The sequence below is a fragment of the Candidatus Bathyarchaeota archaeon genome, assembly GCA_023131225.1.
In the GTDB taxonomy this organism is placed as follows: Archaea; Thermoproteota; Bathyarchaeia; order Bathyarchaeales; family SOJC01; genus JAGLZW01.
Map to the genome: position 1 here is coordinate 1 of JAGLZW010000007.1, position 13874 is coordinate 13874.

The following is a 13874-nucleotide window of genomic DNA, read 5'->3' on the forward strand; positions in this document are numbered from 1 at the left end:
CTGGCTGAGTGGAAGCAGAAGTAATCGTAGAGCTTCCTTTATCTTGCATACTTTCTCTTCTCCTTTCTCCTTGCTGTTGAGGGAATCGTGTAAAGTGTACTTTTAATCAAGCGTTGCGGCTCTGTTATTATAGGTTTTACTGAAACGTAAGGTGAGGAAACAGGACCGAAAACATCGAAAACAGAACCAATATATCTTAGGTTTTCATCTACAACTTTGTCGCCGATTTTCGGCTGAAGTTTTGCCTTTAGAATTAAATTCCGACTTACACTTACGTGAAGCACACGACCTAAATGCTGCAAATTCCCAGATCCCATCACAAAAGGACAAAAGACTCAAAAACTTCGCCTTATTTAAACCTTGTGCGACCGAAAAACTTAAAAGTACAAAAACATCCCCAAAAAAAGCGGAAAACACCAAATAAGAAGCAAAAAATCGTTATCTAACAAACAAACTATTAGTTTCATCAGCTTTAGACTCAAATTGTAGAAAGCATCTATGAGTTTTGTGAGTTGCCGTCTGTGTAACTCTGATATATCATCGAGTCAAACAAATACCTTTTCATCATCCGGCAAGAAAATAGAAATACAGAAGAGCAAAATAAATGTTGATGTTAAAAGAGGGAAAAATGTGCAAAAGCAGAAGAAGATAATTCTTTGGCCAGTCTATTTCGACTCGTCTAAGACGAGGAAGGAAGGACGAAGGGTGCCAAAGAATATTGCAGTGCCAAACCCAAACTTGGCAGAAATTCAAAAAGCGGCAGAACATTTAGAATTGAAGCCGGAAGTCAAAACGAATGCCACCTACCCAACGATTCATTGGCGAAAAACTGGACGGATAATGGTGCAGAAAAGAGAGACAAAAATGCAAACTTTAATGAAAATGGCTAAGGAAATAGCAGCCATCCGTCAGCAAACAAGAGAATAGGATCTCTTACTTTTTTGGTGCGAACTACAAAGACTCTTTCCCATCAGAAATGCGCGTGTGTAGTAGCCTTTCTTTTCCATAGAAGCCATAGTGTTATCCAAAGCGTGCTGGGTGATAAGAAAAAGCTTGTCCAAGACTATTGTTTTTCTGGAATCAAAATGGCGTTTATTAATCCGTGTTGCCCAGGACGTGAAGTTACACGTGCAAGTCCTAACTTTGTCTCTATTATTGTTCCTTTTGTGATTACACCGCGTCTGTCATAGTCTATGTTAGCTGGGTTTTTCACCACTCGCAGGATCTCTGTTTTTTCTGTTTTTCCTGTTGCTGGAATGGAAATGCTTGCTTGTTTTTCTCTGAAGGCTCGTGTTTTTATGTTACCGCCTCGTCGGCGAACTGTTTTTAGTTTTCTTTCGCTCAGCCTAGTTTCTACTGGGAAAGAACCTCGTTCGAAGCGGCGTTTTTTGCGATGGGCGCGTTTGCGACCGCCTGAAAGTTTCTTTTTGTGTGAATCTCCGTGCCAAACAGACAACGCTAATATCTCCAGTGGAACTTCATGAGACTACCGAAATTTAACATATAAGCTTAGCGCTATTTCTCTTCTTTTCCTTTGGATTCGGGTTCGGCGGATCCAAAAATCTTTTTGAGTTGGCGTTTCATGGCGCGTAGGTCGTGGCTTAGGCCAAAATAGTCTGCGAAAAATTGGGTCGTTCGTATAACTTTTGTTCGACCTACAGGTTCTCGTGTAATTAGCCCAAAGTCCTCTAACTGCTTCAGGTGGCTATACACATGGTGGCCACGGACGTTTAGTACTTGTTTTTGGGGGACTGGCTGTCTATAGGCAATGTATGAAAGTGTTTTTAACGGGCCAACTGTCAGAAGGGGGCGCATAGCCAGTCTTTGCACGCGCGGAGAGTATTCTGGTCTTAGTTGCATGACGAAGCGTTCATCCATCAACTCTAATATTTCCAAACTCATATTTCGATTGTCATATTCTTGTTTAAGGGTGCATGCAAGTTGTTGAACCAGATTTTTTGAACGTGTCCTAACTACAGAGGCTAAAGTTTTCAAGTCTAACGGTCTTCCGGCGACGTACAATGCCGCCTCTATTAATGCTAGGCGCTGTTTCTGCCTGTTTATTTCTGGCGATGTTGTCTCAGGCGATGCTTGCTCCACTTCCTTCAACAACAGCGTCTCCCTTCACAGAGATGTAGATTTCACCAAACTCTTCTTCCTGCCAGAGCCATATTTTTCGCCTTTGAGCTAGAAAGAGAAGAAGAATAAAGGTGCGAATTGCTTCAACCCTATCCATTTTTAATATGAGTTTCTTGAAGTTTAAGAACGGTTTTCCTTTGGAGAGGCAAAGCATGTTGGTATATAGTTTTTCCATCAAGTTTTCGATTTCCATTAGATAATGGTCGATTTCAGGCAGAATATCCGTTGGCAGGGGTAGAATTGGTCCTGGACGGGGCTTCAATGGTAGTAGTTTTTCGCCTTTCAAAACCGAGTCTAAAGCCTCAAGCAATTGTTCAATCGTAGTAGAGGTTAATTCGTACCGTATTGGAAGAAAAATTGGTGGTGGTATGAAGTCTGGTGGGAGTTTAGGTGGAGCAGGTGGTTCCTCAAGTTTTAGCAGAAGCTTTGACTTCATTAAATATATGAAAGCAGAAGAGTCTAAAGCCACGCCCGACGCGCGGAAGTCAACCTCGCCCCGCTTCTGCATTTCATCCAAGAAAGACGTCAGCAGGAAAGATATATTAACGTTCCAAGGCTTCACCTTTTCCAGTTTGTGGATTTCAAAGAGAATGTTCCATGGGGGTTGCAGATAGAAGGGTTTTTTCATAGTCACTAGGATTTGGCCTCCGTGAACATGGTGGAAACCACGTTGGAGACTCCATTGCGTTCGTAAACTCCGTAGATTTTTTGAGCTTTGTTAACCATCTCAGGCTTCAACGTGACTACTATGAATTGAGATTTGTCTGCCTCTTCTGCTAAAAGCTCTCCTAGTTTTGCAACATGCAAGGCATCTAAGTGAGCGTCAACTTCGTCAAGGATGTAAAATGCGGCTGGCGTAAGCTCTTGTATGGCCAATAAAAATGCAACTGCCGAAACCGATCTTTCTCCACCGCTGGCTCCGCTTACGAGTAAGGGTTGTTTGCCTGGAAACTGAACTATCATGTCGATGCCTCCGGAGAACGGGTCTTCAGGGTTCACTAGCTTTAGCTGTGCATTACCCCCATCTGTTACTTTTAAGAAGTATCTCCTCAAGTTTTTATTTATTTTTTCAAAAGCCTCCATGAAGACCGCGCGTTTCTTGCGTTCTACTTCGTTCATGAAGGCTATTATGGATTGCTTTTCGCGTTCCAGCTCGTTCATGCGTAGTGACAGTTCCTTATAGCGGGATATTTGTTCAGCATAATGAGAAAGAGCGAGCTGGTTGACTGCTCCTAGCCGTTCAACTTCAAATTCCATCATTCTAAGAGAAGTTTCAGCTTCTTCAAGCTGCCTAGGAGTTATTGATATTATTTTTTCATAGCCGAATTCTCTTAACTGTCGTCTAAAACCGTCCGCCTGAAGTTGTAATGTTTGATGTGAAAGTTGAAGCTGATTGCGCAAACGGTCTGCACGCTCGTATTCAGCATCTATCTTTTTGAGTTCTTTATCGATGTCGTCTATTTGAGCGGTGAACTTCTTTGCTTCTTCTCTTGCGCTTAGGACAGTGCGAGAAAGTTCTTCTCTAGATTTTTCGAGCTTGAGAAGTTCCTCTTTCAATTGTTCTTTTTCTTGTAGTGCCTCATCAATTTCTTTTTCCACAACTGCGAGCTGTTTTTCTACCTTTTTAAGCTGAACTTTGACGTTTCGGTAGCTTAGCCTTAGAACGTTGTCATATTTTGATTGCAAAGTTGAGAATTCTGTTTTGACACTACCTAAGTTTTGTCTAAGCATAATGAGGTTCTCGGCTAATCTATCCCTTTGGATTTCTAGCTTCTGTATGTGTGTGGGATCAGTTTTGCGTCTTAATTCAGCCAATTTGGTGCGCAGTTTTTGCATGTCTTTTCGAATTGCATGTCGCTGAGCCTTTTGAAGCCCGATTTCCGTTTTTTCTTTTTCCAGCTTTGTTTGAACGCCTTGAATGTAAAAGCCTATTCGTCGGATGTTTCGTTTTGTGACTTTAGTGCTTTTTTTAACTCTAGCTACTTCAGCATCGAGGGTGCCGATGGCTTCAGATAATCCTGTTATCTCGCTTCGAGTTCGCTCTATCTCCTCTTCGAGGAATGAAACGTCTTTTCCTCTTCTTGCTAAGTGTTCTTTAAGGGCTCTCACGGCTTCATCTAGGCTTTTAATAGCGGTTTCGCTGGGAATTATTGCAGAGAAATCGATGGGTTCACGGAAAAAGCCGCTTTCTAACCCTCCCCCAACTTCGTAAACGTCTCCGTTTGTCGTTACACTTCTGTATCCTTTTCGACATACACCCAATGCTGTCTTATCGTTCCTTGCAACGACCGTATCGCCAAAAACGAAATCAACTGCTGGCTCATGTTCTCTTGCACACTTCACAAAGGCCGTTGCCAATCCCTCAACATTCCTTAATTCTCGCGGACTCGCAACTTTCCTTGTCAGCCCCTTTATCGGAATGATTCTAATCCTACCAAGTTTTAGACGTCTCAATGTTTCAGCACACATAAATGCGGCTTCGAAATCACGCACCACTATAGCATCTAGCCAACCTGCTCCAGCCGCTTCTAAAGCTTGTTTGTGGCGCCCTTCAATTTTAATCAAATTTTTAAGACGTCCATAAACGCCTGAGATGACCCCGAGTTCGCCTAATTCTTCAATGTTTCTCAAGGCGTTTTCTTCTGCAGCGACTGCTTCGGCAAGTTCCCGTTGGGTTGCAAACTCGACAACTGCTTCGCGTGCGGTGCCTGCAATTTCTCCTGCTTCATCGATTTCTCGTTCAACTGCCTCTTTCTGTATGATTCTACGTTCAAGCGACTTTTGCAAATTGTTCAGCCGTGTTTTCTGTTCTTTTTGAACTTCTTTCAAGTCGCCAAAAGATTTTTCTAGTTCTTCCAGAGTGACGGCGAACCTTTCCTTTCGAGTTTTTAGGTCGTTTAGTCTGTGGAGCAAAATTCTTTTAGATGTTTGCCCTTGAGCATAGTCAGCCTTCAAGTCAGCGAGTTCTTGGTAAAGTCTGTCAAGTTGCCGTTCGGTTTCCCGGATTTCTTTACTGTTTTCTCCAATATCTCCCCAGAGTTGTGTAGTCTCGCTAGTGAGAATATCATGTTCAGCTTGTTTGGCGTCGAAGTCCTTTAACAGTTGCTCTCGTTTTCTTTTTAGCTGTTGCATTCTTTTGCGATTTTCACTTATCTCCATTCGCATCGAATCAAGCTGTTGGATATTGTTTTCTCTGACTTTCCTTAAACCTTCAAGAGTGGTTGTGCCTGCACTTGTCTTTGTTGAAAGTTCAGTTAGTCTTGATTTCAAATCTCCTATTTTAATTTGAACTTCAAGAACCCGTGTACCGCCTTCCTCCACCATATCCGAGCTGAGCCTTCTCCACTCGCGTTCAATGGAATGGCGGTTATCCCGCATTTTGTCGCGGACTTGGCCTAGGTTTTCAACTATGCGTTGAGCTTCTTCAAGTTTTGAAGAGATATCCGTTCCTTTCTCTTCTATGATTGTGACTTGGTGAGAAAGCTTCATTGCTTCAAATCGTTTTATTTCGTTTTGTATGAAGTTATACCGAAGTAGCCCGTTTCTTTCTCTTTCAAGGTCATCAACTCGTTTCTGCACTTCGTCGATTCTTCCCATGGCAGTTCGAACTGAAATTTCAGCTACTTGCAGTTTTTCTTCTGCTTCTGCTTTCTCAGAATCGTACTGGGCGATGCCCACCATGTCTTCAAGAATCTTCCGGCGGTCTTTTGAAGAAATGTCTGTCATGCGGTTAATTGTGCCTTGTAATATTATGTTGTGGCCAGTAGATGTGATCCCTGCCATGGAAAGCATGTTATTAATGTTTGTTCTCGAAATTCTTCGCCCATTAAGTCGGTAGACGCACTGCCCGTTTCTGAAAACTTCTCTAGATATCGTCACAGTGTTGGTGTCTACAGGTATGCGCCCATCTTTGTTATCAAATTGGAGCACAACCTTAGCCGACTTTGCTTTTCCTAATCCCGCATCTGGTGAACCGTGGAATATTAATTTAGCCAGGTTTTCGGCGCGCATTCTCCTTGCGCTGAGTTCACCTAAGACAAAGAGAATAGCGTCCACGATGTTTGTTTTGCCGCTGCCGTTTGGTCCTGTTACGGCTGTGAAGCCTTTGTCTAAGGTGACAGTTACTGTTTTTGGCCCAAAAGATTTGAAGCCTCTTAATTCGATTTTTTTCACGTAGGGCATCTTTCTGAGGTCGCTCCACGGTTTTCCGGCTTTCGCCAGCCAGTCTATTGGCTTTACAGCTTCTTCTATAGAATTCTTCTATAAATAACTTAATCTAACGTTTAACAGTTTTTTAAACAAAGGCGTCTAACTTTTCCTTGTTCCTCGGCATTCCTTCGCCATTTTTTTGACAAAATCCTTCACATCTTCCTTGCTGCCATACACTAATACGTAACCGTCTTTTTGCATCTTGCAGGAAAGCCCTAATTCGCCAGCCAACTTTTCAACGTTTTCTTTAAGGATGTCGTCGGAAGTTGAAACTCTTATCCAATGCTTACCTTTTGGAAGTCCTGGAATAAACCGTGAAGTCGCCGTTTCAGCTTTTAGGTTTTCTTCTCTTCTAGCTTTTTCCAGCTTCTTAATCCAACGCTCCATGAAGGCTTGGCCAAATCTCTCTTTTGCCATGTTTATGAGATTGGATTCGACAGTCATTAAGTAGTTCTCTATGACAGGAATAGATTCTAAACGTGATGGGTCTGCCTTGTAGATGTTTATCGTGATTTTTGCAGATCGTAGAGAGGTCATGACTTCTGTGGAGATTGTTACCTGTTTTTTTCGAAGTTCGGTTATTAGGTTTTCTAAGGTTTTCCACCATTGTTCATAGCCCATAGATGTTTTCTCCTGCGTTATTTTGTGTGAGTTTCTGATAGAGGTTAAGAGTGATGGTTGTTTAGATAAGTTTTTATTGAAAAGAGGCTGTTTTGTTTCGGAAAGGCTTTATTGTGGCTTGTAAAAAAGACTGGTTGAGCCGGGGTAGCCTAGCCTGGTTTGGGCGCCAGACTCATAATCTGGAGAGCTGAAAAGGGGCCTTGTGAGCCCAAGCCCAGAGGTCGCGAGTTCGAATCCCGCCCCCGGCACTAAAGAATCTGAAAGGAGGTGAGGTGTTGGCGAAAGTCATCGTTATTTACGAATCGAAGTATGGTAATACAAAACTTGTAGCGGAAGAAATCGTTGAAGGAATGAGAGAAGTTGAAGGAATAGAAGTTGCCCTCAGTGAGCTCAAAGAGGTTGACCTCGACAAGATCCTTGATTACCATGCGATTTTGATTGGTTCTCCGAATCATTTCGGTGGACCAACAAGAAGTATCAAGAAGTTTATTGACAGACTTGGCAAACTCACGTTAAAGAAAAGGGTATTTGCCGTTTTTGACACATATATTAAGAGAGATCTTGAAAAAGCGGTGAAGAAAATGGAGAAAAGAATAAAGGAAAAGGTCCCTGAATCTAAACTGCTGGTTCCTGGGTTGTCAATAAAAATTCAAGGAATGAAGGGGCCGATTCTAGAGGAAGATCTTCCTAGATGCAAAGAGTTTGGAAGCAAAATAGCGGCTCAATTGAAGACTTGATAATCGGTGTTAAATCGTATTCCGATAACTCTGTAGCATACAAGGTGAAATGTGCGTGTGTGTTTAATAAAATATTTAAGCTGTTTGTTTGTTGGTTCTGTCGGAGTATACACATGTGCCCCGGTAGCTCAGTGGCTAGAGCAACAGCCTTGTAAGCTGTAGGTCGCGGGTTCAATTCCCGCTCGGGGCTTCGCTATGTTTCTAAGTTAATTAGTATTTCAACGGCTTTCTTTACGAAGTGGGAGCATTTTTTGTCAAATATGTTTAGCTTTCGGGCTTTTTCCAGTTCTTCTGGGTTAGTTAAATCATATCCGATGAGTTCTCGACAATAGGGGCTGCCGCATTCTTTTGCGAATTCATTGTGGAACTTTTGGGCTAGGGTGTATGCTTTTTCTCGTTTTTCTCTGCGTGGTTGGTTGGTTCCGTGTTTTATTCCGATTGCCATTATGGCGCCTGTTAGTGCTCCACATAGTGAGCCGCATCTTCCGATTCCTCCTCCGAAGGCTGTAGCGATTTTTGGTATTAGCTCGCTTTTGAGTTCATAGTATTCTTGCATTGCTAATAGGACACTTTGGGCGCAATTGTAGCCTTGCTTGAAGTATGCCCCTGCTTTTTCAGGGAGGGAAGTGTTTCTTTGTTGCATAACTGTTCTTCTCCTATGGCATTTAGAGATGTTTAAGGGAGTTGTTTATTTGTTTCTTTTCTGGCTAATATGCGTCTTCAGTGCTTTGATTATTTTATTCTGTTGGGTTCTAAATGGCTATGAAAAGGAAAGTTAGAAATCCCTCAAATGGTCATTATTGAGTGTTATGAGAGAGTTTATCTTGTATTCTCGCCGGGGCAAAACCGATGGTAATTTTAAAAGTTTGAGAGAGGCTGGTAGGTTAGACGTTGTTTATCAATGTCTGCTTTTGGGTTTGTTTACTTCGGGCGCAATAAGGCGTAACGTTGTCTTTCATGTTATCTTGGGTGGACCACCTTGTCCTCCGCTTTGCTTAACTGTGGATGGACGCGTTGTTCGGGATGTGAGGACGGATGAGCGGACTTGGGAGGAAATCCTTAGAAAGGTTTTATCTGGTGACTCACATCAGGGAATAACTGTTGAGAAGGAGAGTTTGCAAGGGCTTGTGAGGAAAAAGCGGAACGTATTTGTTCTCGAGGAGAAAGGTGAAGACATTTGGAATGTGGAGTTTGGGGAGGATCCTGTGTTTGTTTTGGGCGATCAGGTGGGGCTGCCGAAGAAAGACGAAAAATATATTTTGCGTTTCGGTAGGAAAATCTCTCTAGGCAAACGACCGTATCTTGCAGCAACCTGCGTCGACGTTATTAACTATCTTGCCGATCTACAAAGCATACTTTAGAATCGAAACAATGTCGGAACGCCTTCTAAAAAGCAGAAGTTCCCAAGCCTTTTCTTCTCTTTGACTTCCATAAAATGGTCGGGGCGCATCGGAATGATCGAATTCGTCTGGGTAGAGGAATAAAAAGGCTGGACGACTCTGAAATTAGTACGAACGGCATTATAGCTCTTGGAGCCTCGGGCGGGCTTTGATCCCGCGGCCGACGGTTTACGAAACCGTTGCTCTACCAGGCTGAGCCACCGAGGCATCTGTGTTAAATGACTGAGCAAAACAGCATTTTAAATATTCGGAAAATCTGTTGGAAAAAGGGGTTATAGTTATTCGATGTTTCTCTCGTAAGTCAAATCCTTCTTAGCTACTTTGAAGCCAACCTTCTCATACAACTTCATCGCCTTCGTCACATTCCAATCGTCCACGCCCAACATCGCCATAGTCATGCCCTTAGCCTTCAGCGTCTCCATGCCCTGCAACATCAATCTAGTTCCAATCCCTCGTATTCTGTCAGGCTTCAACACACCGATATCCATGATCCACCCACTTTTCACATTTCTCTCAACATTGTACTTCTCATCGACACCTACTCCGATATACCCCACGTGTTCCTCACCCAGACTAGCGAAGAACCATTCTTGAACCCTAAAAAATGGATCTTTTCGCAGAAAATAAATCGTCTCTTCAACATCGCCAGGTCTATAGTTAAAGTGTTCCTTGAAGCATTCATTACCAAGCCAATTAAGCATTTTCAAATCCTTGTCCGAATCTTTTCTGACCGCTGTCAGCACCACTTCCTCGTTTTCTCCAATACCTGAAGAAATCTCATCCAAGTCGCTTTTCATTAAGCTAAACTTACGAACCAGTTTAAACCCCAGGTTCTTCCAAAGGCGAATCCTATCTTCCCTGCTATCGGCAGCCCACCCTTGAACAATCATCATCCCCCGACTCTTTAACTCCTTCAGAGCAGTTTCCGCAAGTTTTTCTTCTATGCCTTTACCTCGAAACTCAGGAATAATGCCAAAAGATCTTATGAACCCCTTCTTTTCCCTCCTTTTTTTGTCAACATGGGCATGAATAATCCCAACTGACTGCTCATTCAGCTCTGCAATAAACATCCCTTCAGGATCAAAACTAGGTGCTTTTTCAGCAATCCTAAATTCGTCCACCGTTATTTGCCTCATATCGTCATATTCCTCGTACGCAGCATTCCATATTCTAACCCAATCTCCCTCGTCTCTTCCCTGAACAAACCGCTTAATTTCTAACAACTGCTTCCCTCCAAATTCCCACTGCAAAATCGCAGGCACAAATTTAACCATTTCCATCTCTGCAAAAACGAGAAAATTAAAAACGGTCGATATCTGCTAATATTTAAGCCAACCATAGTAATCCTACTGAGAAGGTTGTTAATTTGAGCGTAGCAGAGAAGCTTGGCGAACGCAAAATAATCGAAACCATCTGGAATAATTTGGACGAAGCTCCAAACATGCCAGTGCCTTTCGGCGACGACGTGTCAGCTGTAGAATACGGAGATGGCAATCTCGCAGTTCTAAAAACAGACATGCTTGTAGATAAAACCGACGTCCCACCCCATATGAGTTATTGGCAGGCAGCCCGCAAAGCAGTCATCATGAACATCAGTGACCTTGCTGCAAAAGGCGTAAAACCTTTAGGACTCCTTGTGTCTTTAGGCATCCCGCGAAACCTAACAAAGAAAGACATTGGGCAGATTGGAAAAGGATTGAATGCAGGCGCAAGAGAATATGGCACTTATGTTTTAGGTGGGGACACAAGCGAAACACATAGTCTTATAATCAGTATTGCAGCTTTCGGGTTAGCGAGAAAAGAAGCTCTCATCTTGCGAAGTGGCGCAAATCCTGAAGATATTGTAGCGACAACAGGCCTGTTCGGTTTAACATCCTCCGGTCTTAAAATATTGAAAGAAAGACTCGCCGCACCACAGAAGATCAAGAAGAAGCTTGTGGACGCTGTTTTAATGCCTTACGCACGGCTCAAAGAAGGCTTGGCTTTAGCGAAAACAGGTGCGACTACAGCGTCTATAGATTCAAGCGACGGATTGGCATGGAGTCTCCACGAAATCAGCAGCGCCAGCAACGTTGGGTTCGTAGTCGACGCCCCACCCATCGCTCAGGAAACGTACCGATTTGCTAAGCTGCATAGCCTTGACCCTATGGAGTTAGGTTTCTATGGCGGCGAAGAATACGAGTTGATTGTCACCATTAAACCAGAACATTGGAGAAGAACTAAAGAGGCGGTTGTGCAACAAGGAGGCACCCTCTTGAAGATCGGAAAAACCACAGCAAAAAAAACATTACTTGTCAAGCACAGGGGCAAGCTGATCAAAATAGAGGCGCGAGGGTACGAACATTTCAAGTATAATAGAAGCGACTAGGTTGACTCAACCTTGTGACGTTGGAAGTCTCCTCTCTAGAGACGAACCAGACAAGCCATTATGAGGGGCACGCATTTTGCAGCTAACTTTGGCAATGATTCTACCAAGTTTTTCGGGCACGTTAGTGGATACGCAGAATGCCCGTTTTGTGAGATTGCTAATCGACCAAGTCGTAAAGAAAAAGCAACTATGTTGGAAGACTCGAGGCATATTTTACAGCCTAGAAACTGTCTCTTAGAGAACGCTTCTTGATATTTCAGGTGGCTTGCTGACTTTTCGTCATTATTTTTTCAATGTTTTCTAGGCGTTTTTCGATAGCGTCCAGTCGGTTCAGAATTTGCTTCAATATGCGTCCTGCATTTTCTGTTGGAAAATTGGGTAAAGGAGTTGGTGAAGGCCATCGCAGATTTTCTTTTCTTTCAGGTCTTTTTGGTAGTGGCGGTGGATGGAGTGCCCCTTCTTTCTTTTTAGACATCGATTTCACATCAAATAATTATGATGCGAGTTTATTAAGAATGTCGCAGTAAACGTGAATTATCCATTCTTTGTCTTTGACATGTTAGACTCTTCGATACGTCGCTTTACGTTTGTAAAAGTGAAAACTATAAAAAGGATTGACGCACTCAACTTTAATCTCACGTCAGGACGCCAAATTTCGGGCGAGAACTCTTCTAAAAATGTGTCCTATCTTTTTTTGCTGTGTTTAACGTGAGGTTTCCTAAGATTTTTCTTCTGTTTATTCTCTATTTCAATCAATTGTGGTTTTTCCAAACCTTGAATGGAAGCACCGGGATAATTTCGTTCAATCTCTCTCCTTAGCCCTTTTGTGTCAACATCGCCATATTTCTTGACACATATTAATGGTCTGCCGTTTTTGTCGTATTTGACGGAGATGGAATAAGCTGAAGCGATTTCTATAGTGTCAGGTTCAGTTAATATGAAGTGTTCAGGTTCGTCCAAGTCCAAAAGGGGTAGATTCTTTCTTTGTTTTCTTTCAGCCATACTTTCAACATCCTCCTTATGAAAAAGGAACCCTTAAATTAAAGTCTTGTTTCTCCCTAATCAAGATTTCTTCTTCATTCTACTGCCTCTTTTCTAATGGGTCATCATCTTCTCTTCATATCGCTTCAAATACTCTGCTGCTTCTCCAATGTCCATGAACGGCTTGTCAACTCTTTCTACATCTTCCACGGTTACTTTATCTCGATCTGCGGTCTTGGCGCTTTGAGCGGCTAGACTTAGTAGCCCCACAGCGTATCGAAGCGAGCTCTTCGACCCAACTTCTGTAAGTTTCCGAATCGCATCGTTTTCCATCTTTATCTTCTCTTCTCCGCATATTATTCGAAGGATTTCTTGAATGCTTTCTTGGTCGTACTGCTGTGTTCCAATTATCACAGCTCGGTCGATGAGATCTATCGGAAATCCGAGTGGACTTTTAACGTCCGTCCCGCGAATGCGTGCTATTCTCCTATTTGTGGCAAGTATTATTATCGGAACAAGTTCGCTTTCCATAGCTCTACCGAAAAAGCTAAACGCTTCCAAATCCAGCAGATGTGAATCGTCAATGAAGAGCACACCAGGGTGAATGAACGCTTTGCCCTTGTCCACCCAATCTTTCACCTGTTGATCAACAGCTACACGAATTTCTGAATCTATTTCCTTCGATTCAGCACCTGCGAAAAACATAGAAAACAAACCGCCTGAACGACTTCTAGCGTTGAGTTCGTCCAAATTTGCAAGAGTTGGTGTGTAGACAAACTCTTTCTCTTTTAAAACCTTGCCAGCTGGTCTTGAAACTTTCTGTCTGGTGTCGACATCGTAAGTTTTACCTTTTGCACTGTCCACGCAATCCTAAACTGGCCACTCGTCCACTCTCTGCATCAATTTGGGCAACATGGCCTTCTGAGATGTTTTGTTGAATCAACTGCTGGGCTATTGAAGCACCTGCTTCGATGGATTTCTCTTCATCTGTCGTTTTCAATGTCAAGCGGACGCTCTCTGGAACTTTCTGATAGGGATTATAAAGGATGCGGCGCAGTTGAAATGGTGATGTTGACAATTTCACCTTCGTACACTTTTCTCATTTCGTGAACTTCAACACCAATGCACTTACATATAGCTTTCATCAAAACTTCAGTTTTCTTGCGTTCGCTACTATAGACTTCGCTACCGCTCACCTGAATAAAAGGAACATTTTTACCAGTTCTTTGGAAATCGCTACAGTGATGGCTGTCTTGCCTGTTCCCGGAGGGCCAGCCAGTATGATTGTTTTGCCGCTTAGTTTACCATCTTTGATCATTCTAACAACTAATCCTGCGGCTTCACGGCCTCTTTTTTGACCAACCATTCCGTCTTTAATTCTTATGGCGTCGCCCTTCTTGTCCAGTCCTAGACCTTTGA

Annotated in this window: 15 protein-coding genes, 3 tRNA genes and 1 pseudogene; 7 read left to right on the forward strand and 12 right to left on the reverse strand. The window is 42.8% G+C overall.

Annotated features, from left to right (window positions below):
• Positions 1-38: 38 nt before the first annotated feature.
• A complete protein-coding gene (locus tag KAU88_01410; protein ID MCK4477172.1) occupies positions 39-302 on the reverse strand; it encodes an H/ACA RNA-protein complex protein Gar1 in 264 nt (87 codons plus the stop codon).
• Between the two features lie 328 nt (positions 303-630).
• Here KAU88_01410 and KAU88_01415 point away from each other — a divergent pair, with 328 nt between their 5' ends.
• Positions 631-927, forward strand: coding sequence for a signal recognition particle protein Srp19 (locus tag KAU88_01415; protein MCK4477173.1), 297 nt, complete (start codon positions 631-633; stop codon positions 925-927).
• Between the two features lie 136 nt (positions 928-1063).
• Here the strand turns inward: KAU88_01415 and KAU88_01420 are convergent, their stop codons facing one another.
• From KAU88_01420 to KAU88_01440, 5 genes are all read right to left on the reverse strand, one after another.
• Entirely contained in the window at positions 1064-1456 is a 393-nt protein-coding gene (locus KAU88_01420; GenBank protein ID MCK4477174.1) for a 30S ribosomal protein S8e, read from the reverse strand.
• Between the two features lie 59 nt (positions 1457-1515).
• A complete protein-coding gene (locus tag KAU88_01425) occupies positions 1516-2109 on the reverse strand; it encodes an SMC-Scp complex subunit ScpB (GenBank protein ID MCK4477175.1) in 594 nt (197 codons plus the stop codon).
• Positions 2081-2773 carry a hypothetical protein gene (locus KAU88_01430; protein MCK4477176.1) on the reverse strand — a complete coding sequence of 231 codons (693 nt, stop codon included), beginning with the start codon at positions 2771-2773 and terminating at the stop codon, positions 2081-2083. Before KAU88_01430 ends, KAU88_01425 begins: the two co-directional genes overlap by 29 nt.
• Positions 2773-6321: a chromosome segregation protein SMC gene (locus KAU88_01435; GenBank protein MCK4477177.1), complete on the reverse strand. Its 3549-nt coding sequence runs from the start codon at positions 6319-6321 to the stop codon at positions 2773-2775. Before KAU88_01435 ends, KAU88_01430 begins: the two co-directional genes overlap by 1 nt.
• 126 nt (positions 6322-6447) lie before the next feature.
• On the reverse strand, positions 6448-6969 hold the full coding sequence (locus KAU88_01440; GenBank protein MCK4477178.1) for a DUF2096 family protein: 522 nt from the start codon (positions 6967-6969) through the stop codon (positions 6448-6450).
• 138 nt (positions 6970-7107) lie between these two features.
• On the opposite strand from KAU88_01440, the gene KAU88_01445 reads away from it, so the two are divergent.
• The 3 genes from KAU88_01445 (at position 7108) to KAU88_01455 (ending at position 7896) form a co-directional block, all read left to right on the forward strand.
• Positions 7108-7217: transfer RNA gene (locus KAU88_01445), tRNA-Met, on the forward strand.
• A 27-nt stretch (positions 7218-7244) separates the two neighbouring features.
• The gene (locus KAU88_01450) at positions 7245-7706 is read left to right on the forward strand and encodes an FprA family A-type flavoprotein (protein ID MCK4477179.1); all 462 of its coding nucleotides are present in this window, start codon (positions 7245-7247) and stop codon (positions 7704-7706) included.
• Between the two features lie 117 nt (positions 7707-7823).
• Positions 7824-7896: transfer RNA gene (locus KAU88_01455), tRNA-Thr, on the forward strand.
• A gap of 3 nt (positions 7897-7899) precedes the next feature.
• On the opposite strand, the gene KAU88_01460 is transcribed toward KAU88_01455, so the two are convergent.
• Positions 7900-8349 carry a C_GCAxxG_C_C family protein gene (locus KAU88_01460; GenBank protein ID MCK4477180.1) on the reverse strand — a complete coding sequence of 150 codons (450 nt, stop codon included), beginning with the start codon at positions 8347-8349 and terminating at the stop codon, positions 7900-7902.
• Positions 8350-8530: 181 nt separating this feature from the next.
• On the opposite strand from KAU88_01460, the gene KAU88_01465 reads away from it, so the two are divergent.
• Entirely contained in the window at positions 8531-9067 is a 537-nt protein-coding gene (locus KAU88_01465) for a hypothetical protein (GenBank protein ID MCK4477181.1), read from the forward strand.
• A gap of 169 nt (positions 9068-9236) precedes the next feature.
• Here KAU88_01465 and KAU88_01470 read toward each other — a convergent pair.
• Together KAU88_01470 and KAU88_01475 are read right to left on the reverse strand one after the other, a co-directional pair.
• Positions 9237-9313, reverse strand: a tRNA-Thr gene (locus tag KAU88_01470).
• A gap of 71 nt (positions 9314-9384) precedes the next feature.
• A complete protein-coding gene (locus KAU88_01475; GenBank protein ID MCK4477182.1) occupies positions 9385-10380 on the reverse strand; it encodes a GNAT family N-acetyltransferase in 996 nt (331 codons plus the stop codon).
• A gap of 92 nt (positions 10381-10472) precedes the next feature.
• On the opposite strand from KAU88_01475, the gene thiL reads away from it, so the two are divergent.
• Both thiL and KAU88_01485 read left to right on the forward strand, forming a co-directional pair.
• A complete protein-coding gene (gene thiL, locus KAU88_01480; GenBank protein ID MCK4477183.1) occupies positions 10473-11474 on the forward strand; it encodes a thiamine-phosphate kinase in 1002 nt (333 codons plus the stop codon).
• A 76-nt stretch (positions 11475-11550) separates the two neighbouring features.
• The gene (locus KAU88_01485; GenBank protein MCK4477184.1) at positions 11551-11712 is read left to right on the forward strand and encodes a hypothetical protein; all 162 of its coding nucleotides are present in this window, start codon (positions 11551-11553) and stop codon (positions 11710-11712) included.
• 18 nt (positions 11713-11730) lie between these two features.
• Here the strand turns inward: KAU88_01485 and KAU88_01490 are convergent, their stop codons facing one another.
• The 3 genes and pseudogenes from KAU88_01490 to KAU88_01500 all read right to left on the reverse strand — a co-directional run bounded on the left by KAU88_01490 (position 11731) and on the right by KAU88_01500 (position 13821).
• Complete coding sequence (locus tag KAU88_01490) at positions 11731-11949, reverse strand: hypothetical protein (protein MCK4477185.1); 219 nt, start codon at positions 11947-11949, stop codon at positions 11731-11733.
• A 209-nt stretch (positions 11950-12158) separates the two neighbouring features.
• On the reverse strand, positions 12159-12476 hold the full coding sequence (locus tag KAU88_01495; protein MCK4477186.1) for a hypothetical protein: 318 nt from the start codon (positions 12474-12476) through the stop codon (positions 12159-12161).
• A 93-nt stretch (positions 12477-12569) separates the two neighbouring features.
• Positions 12570-13821: pseudogene (locus KAU88_01500) on the reverse strand (RuvB-like helicase).
• Positions 13822-13874: the final 53 nt, after the last annotated feature.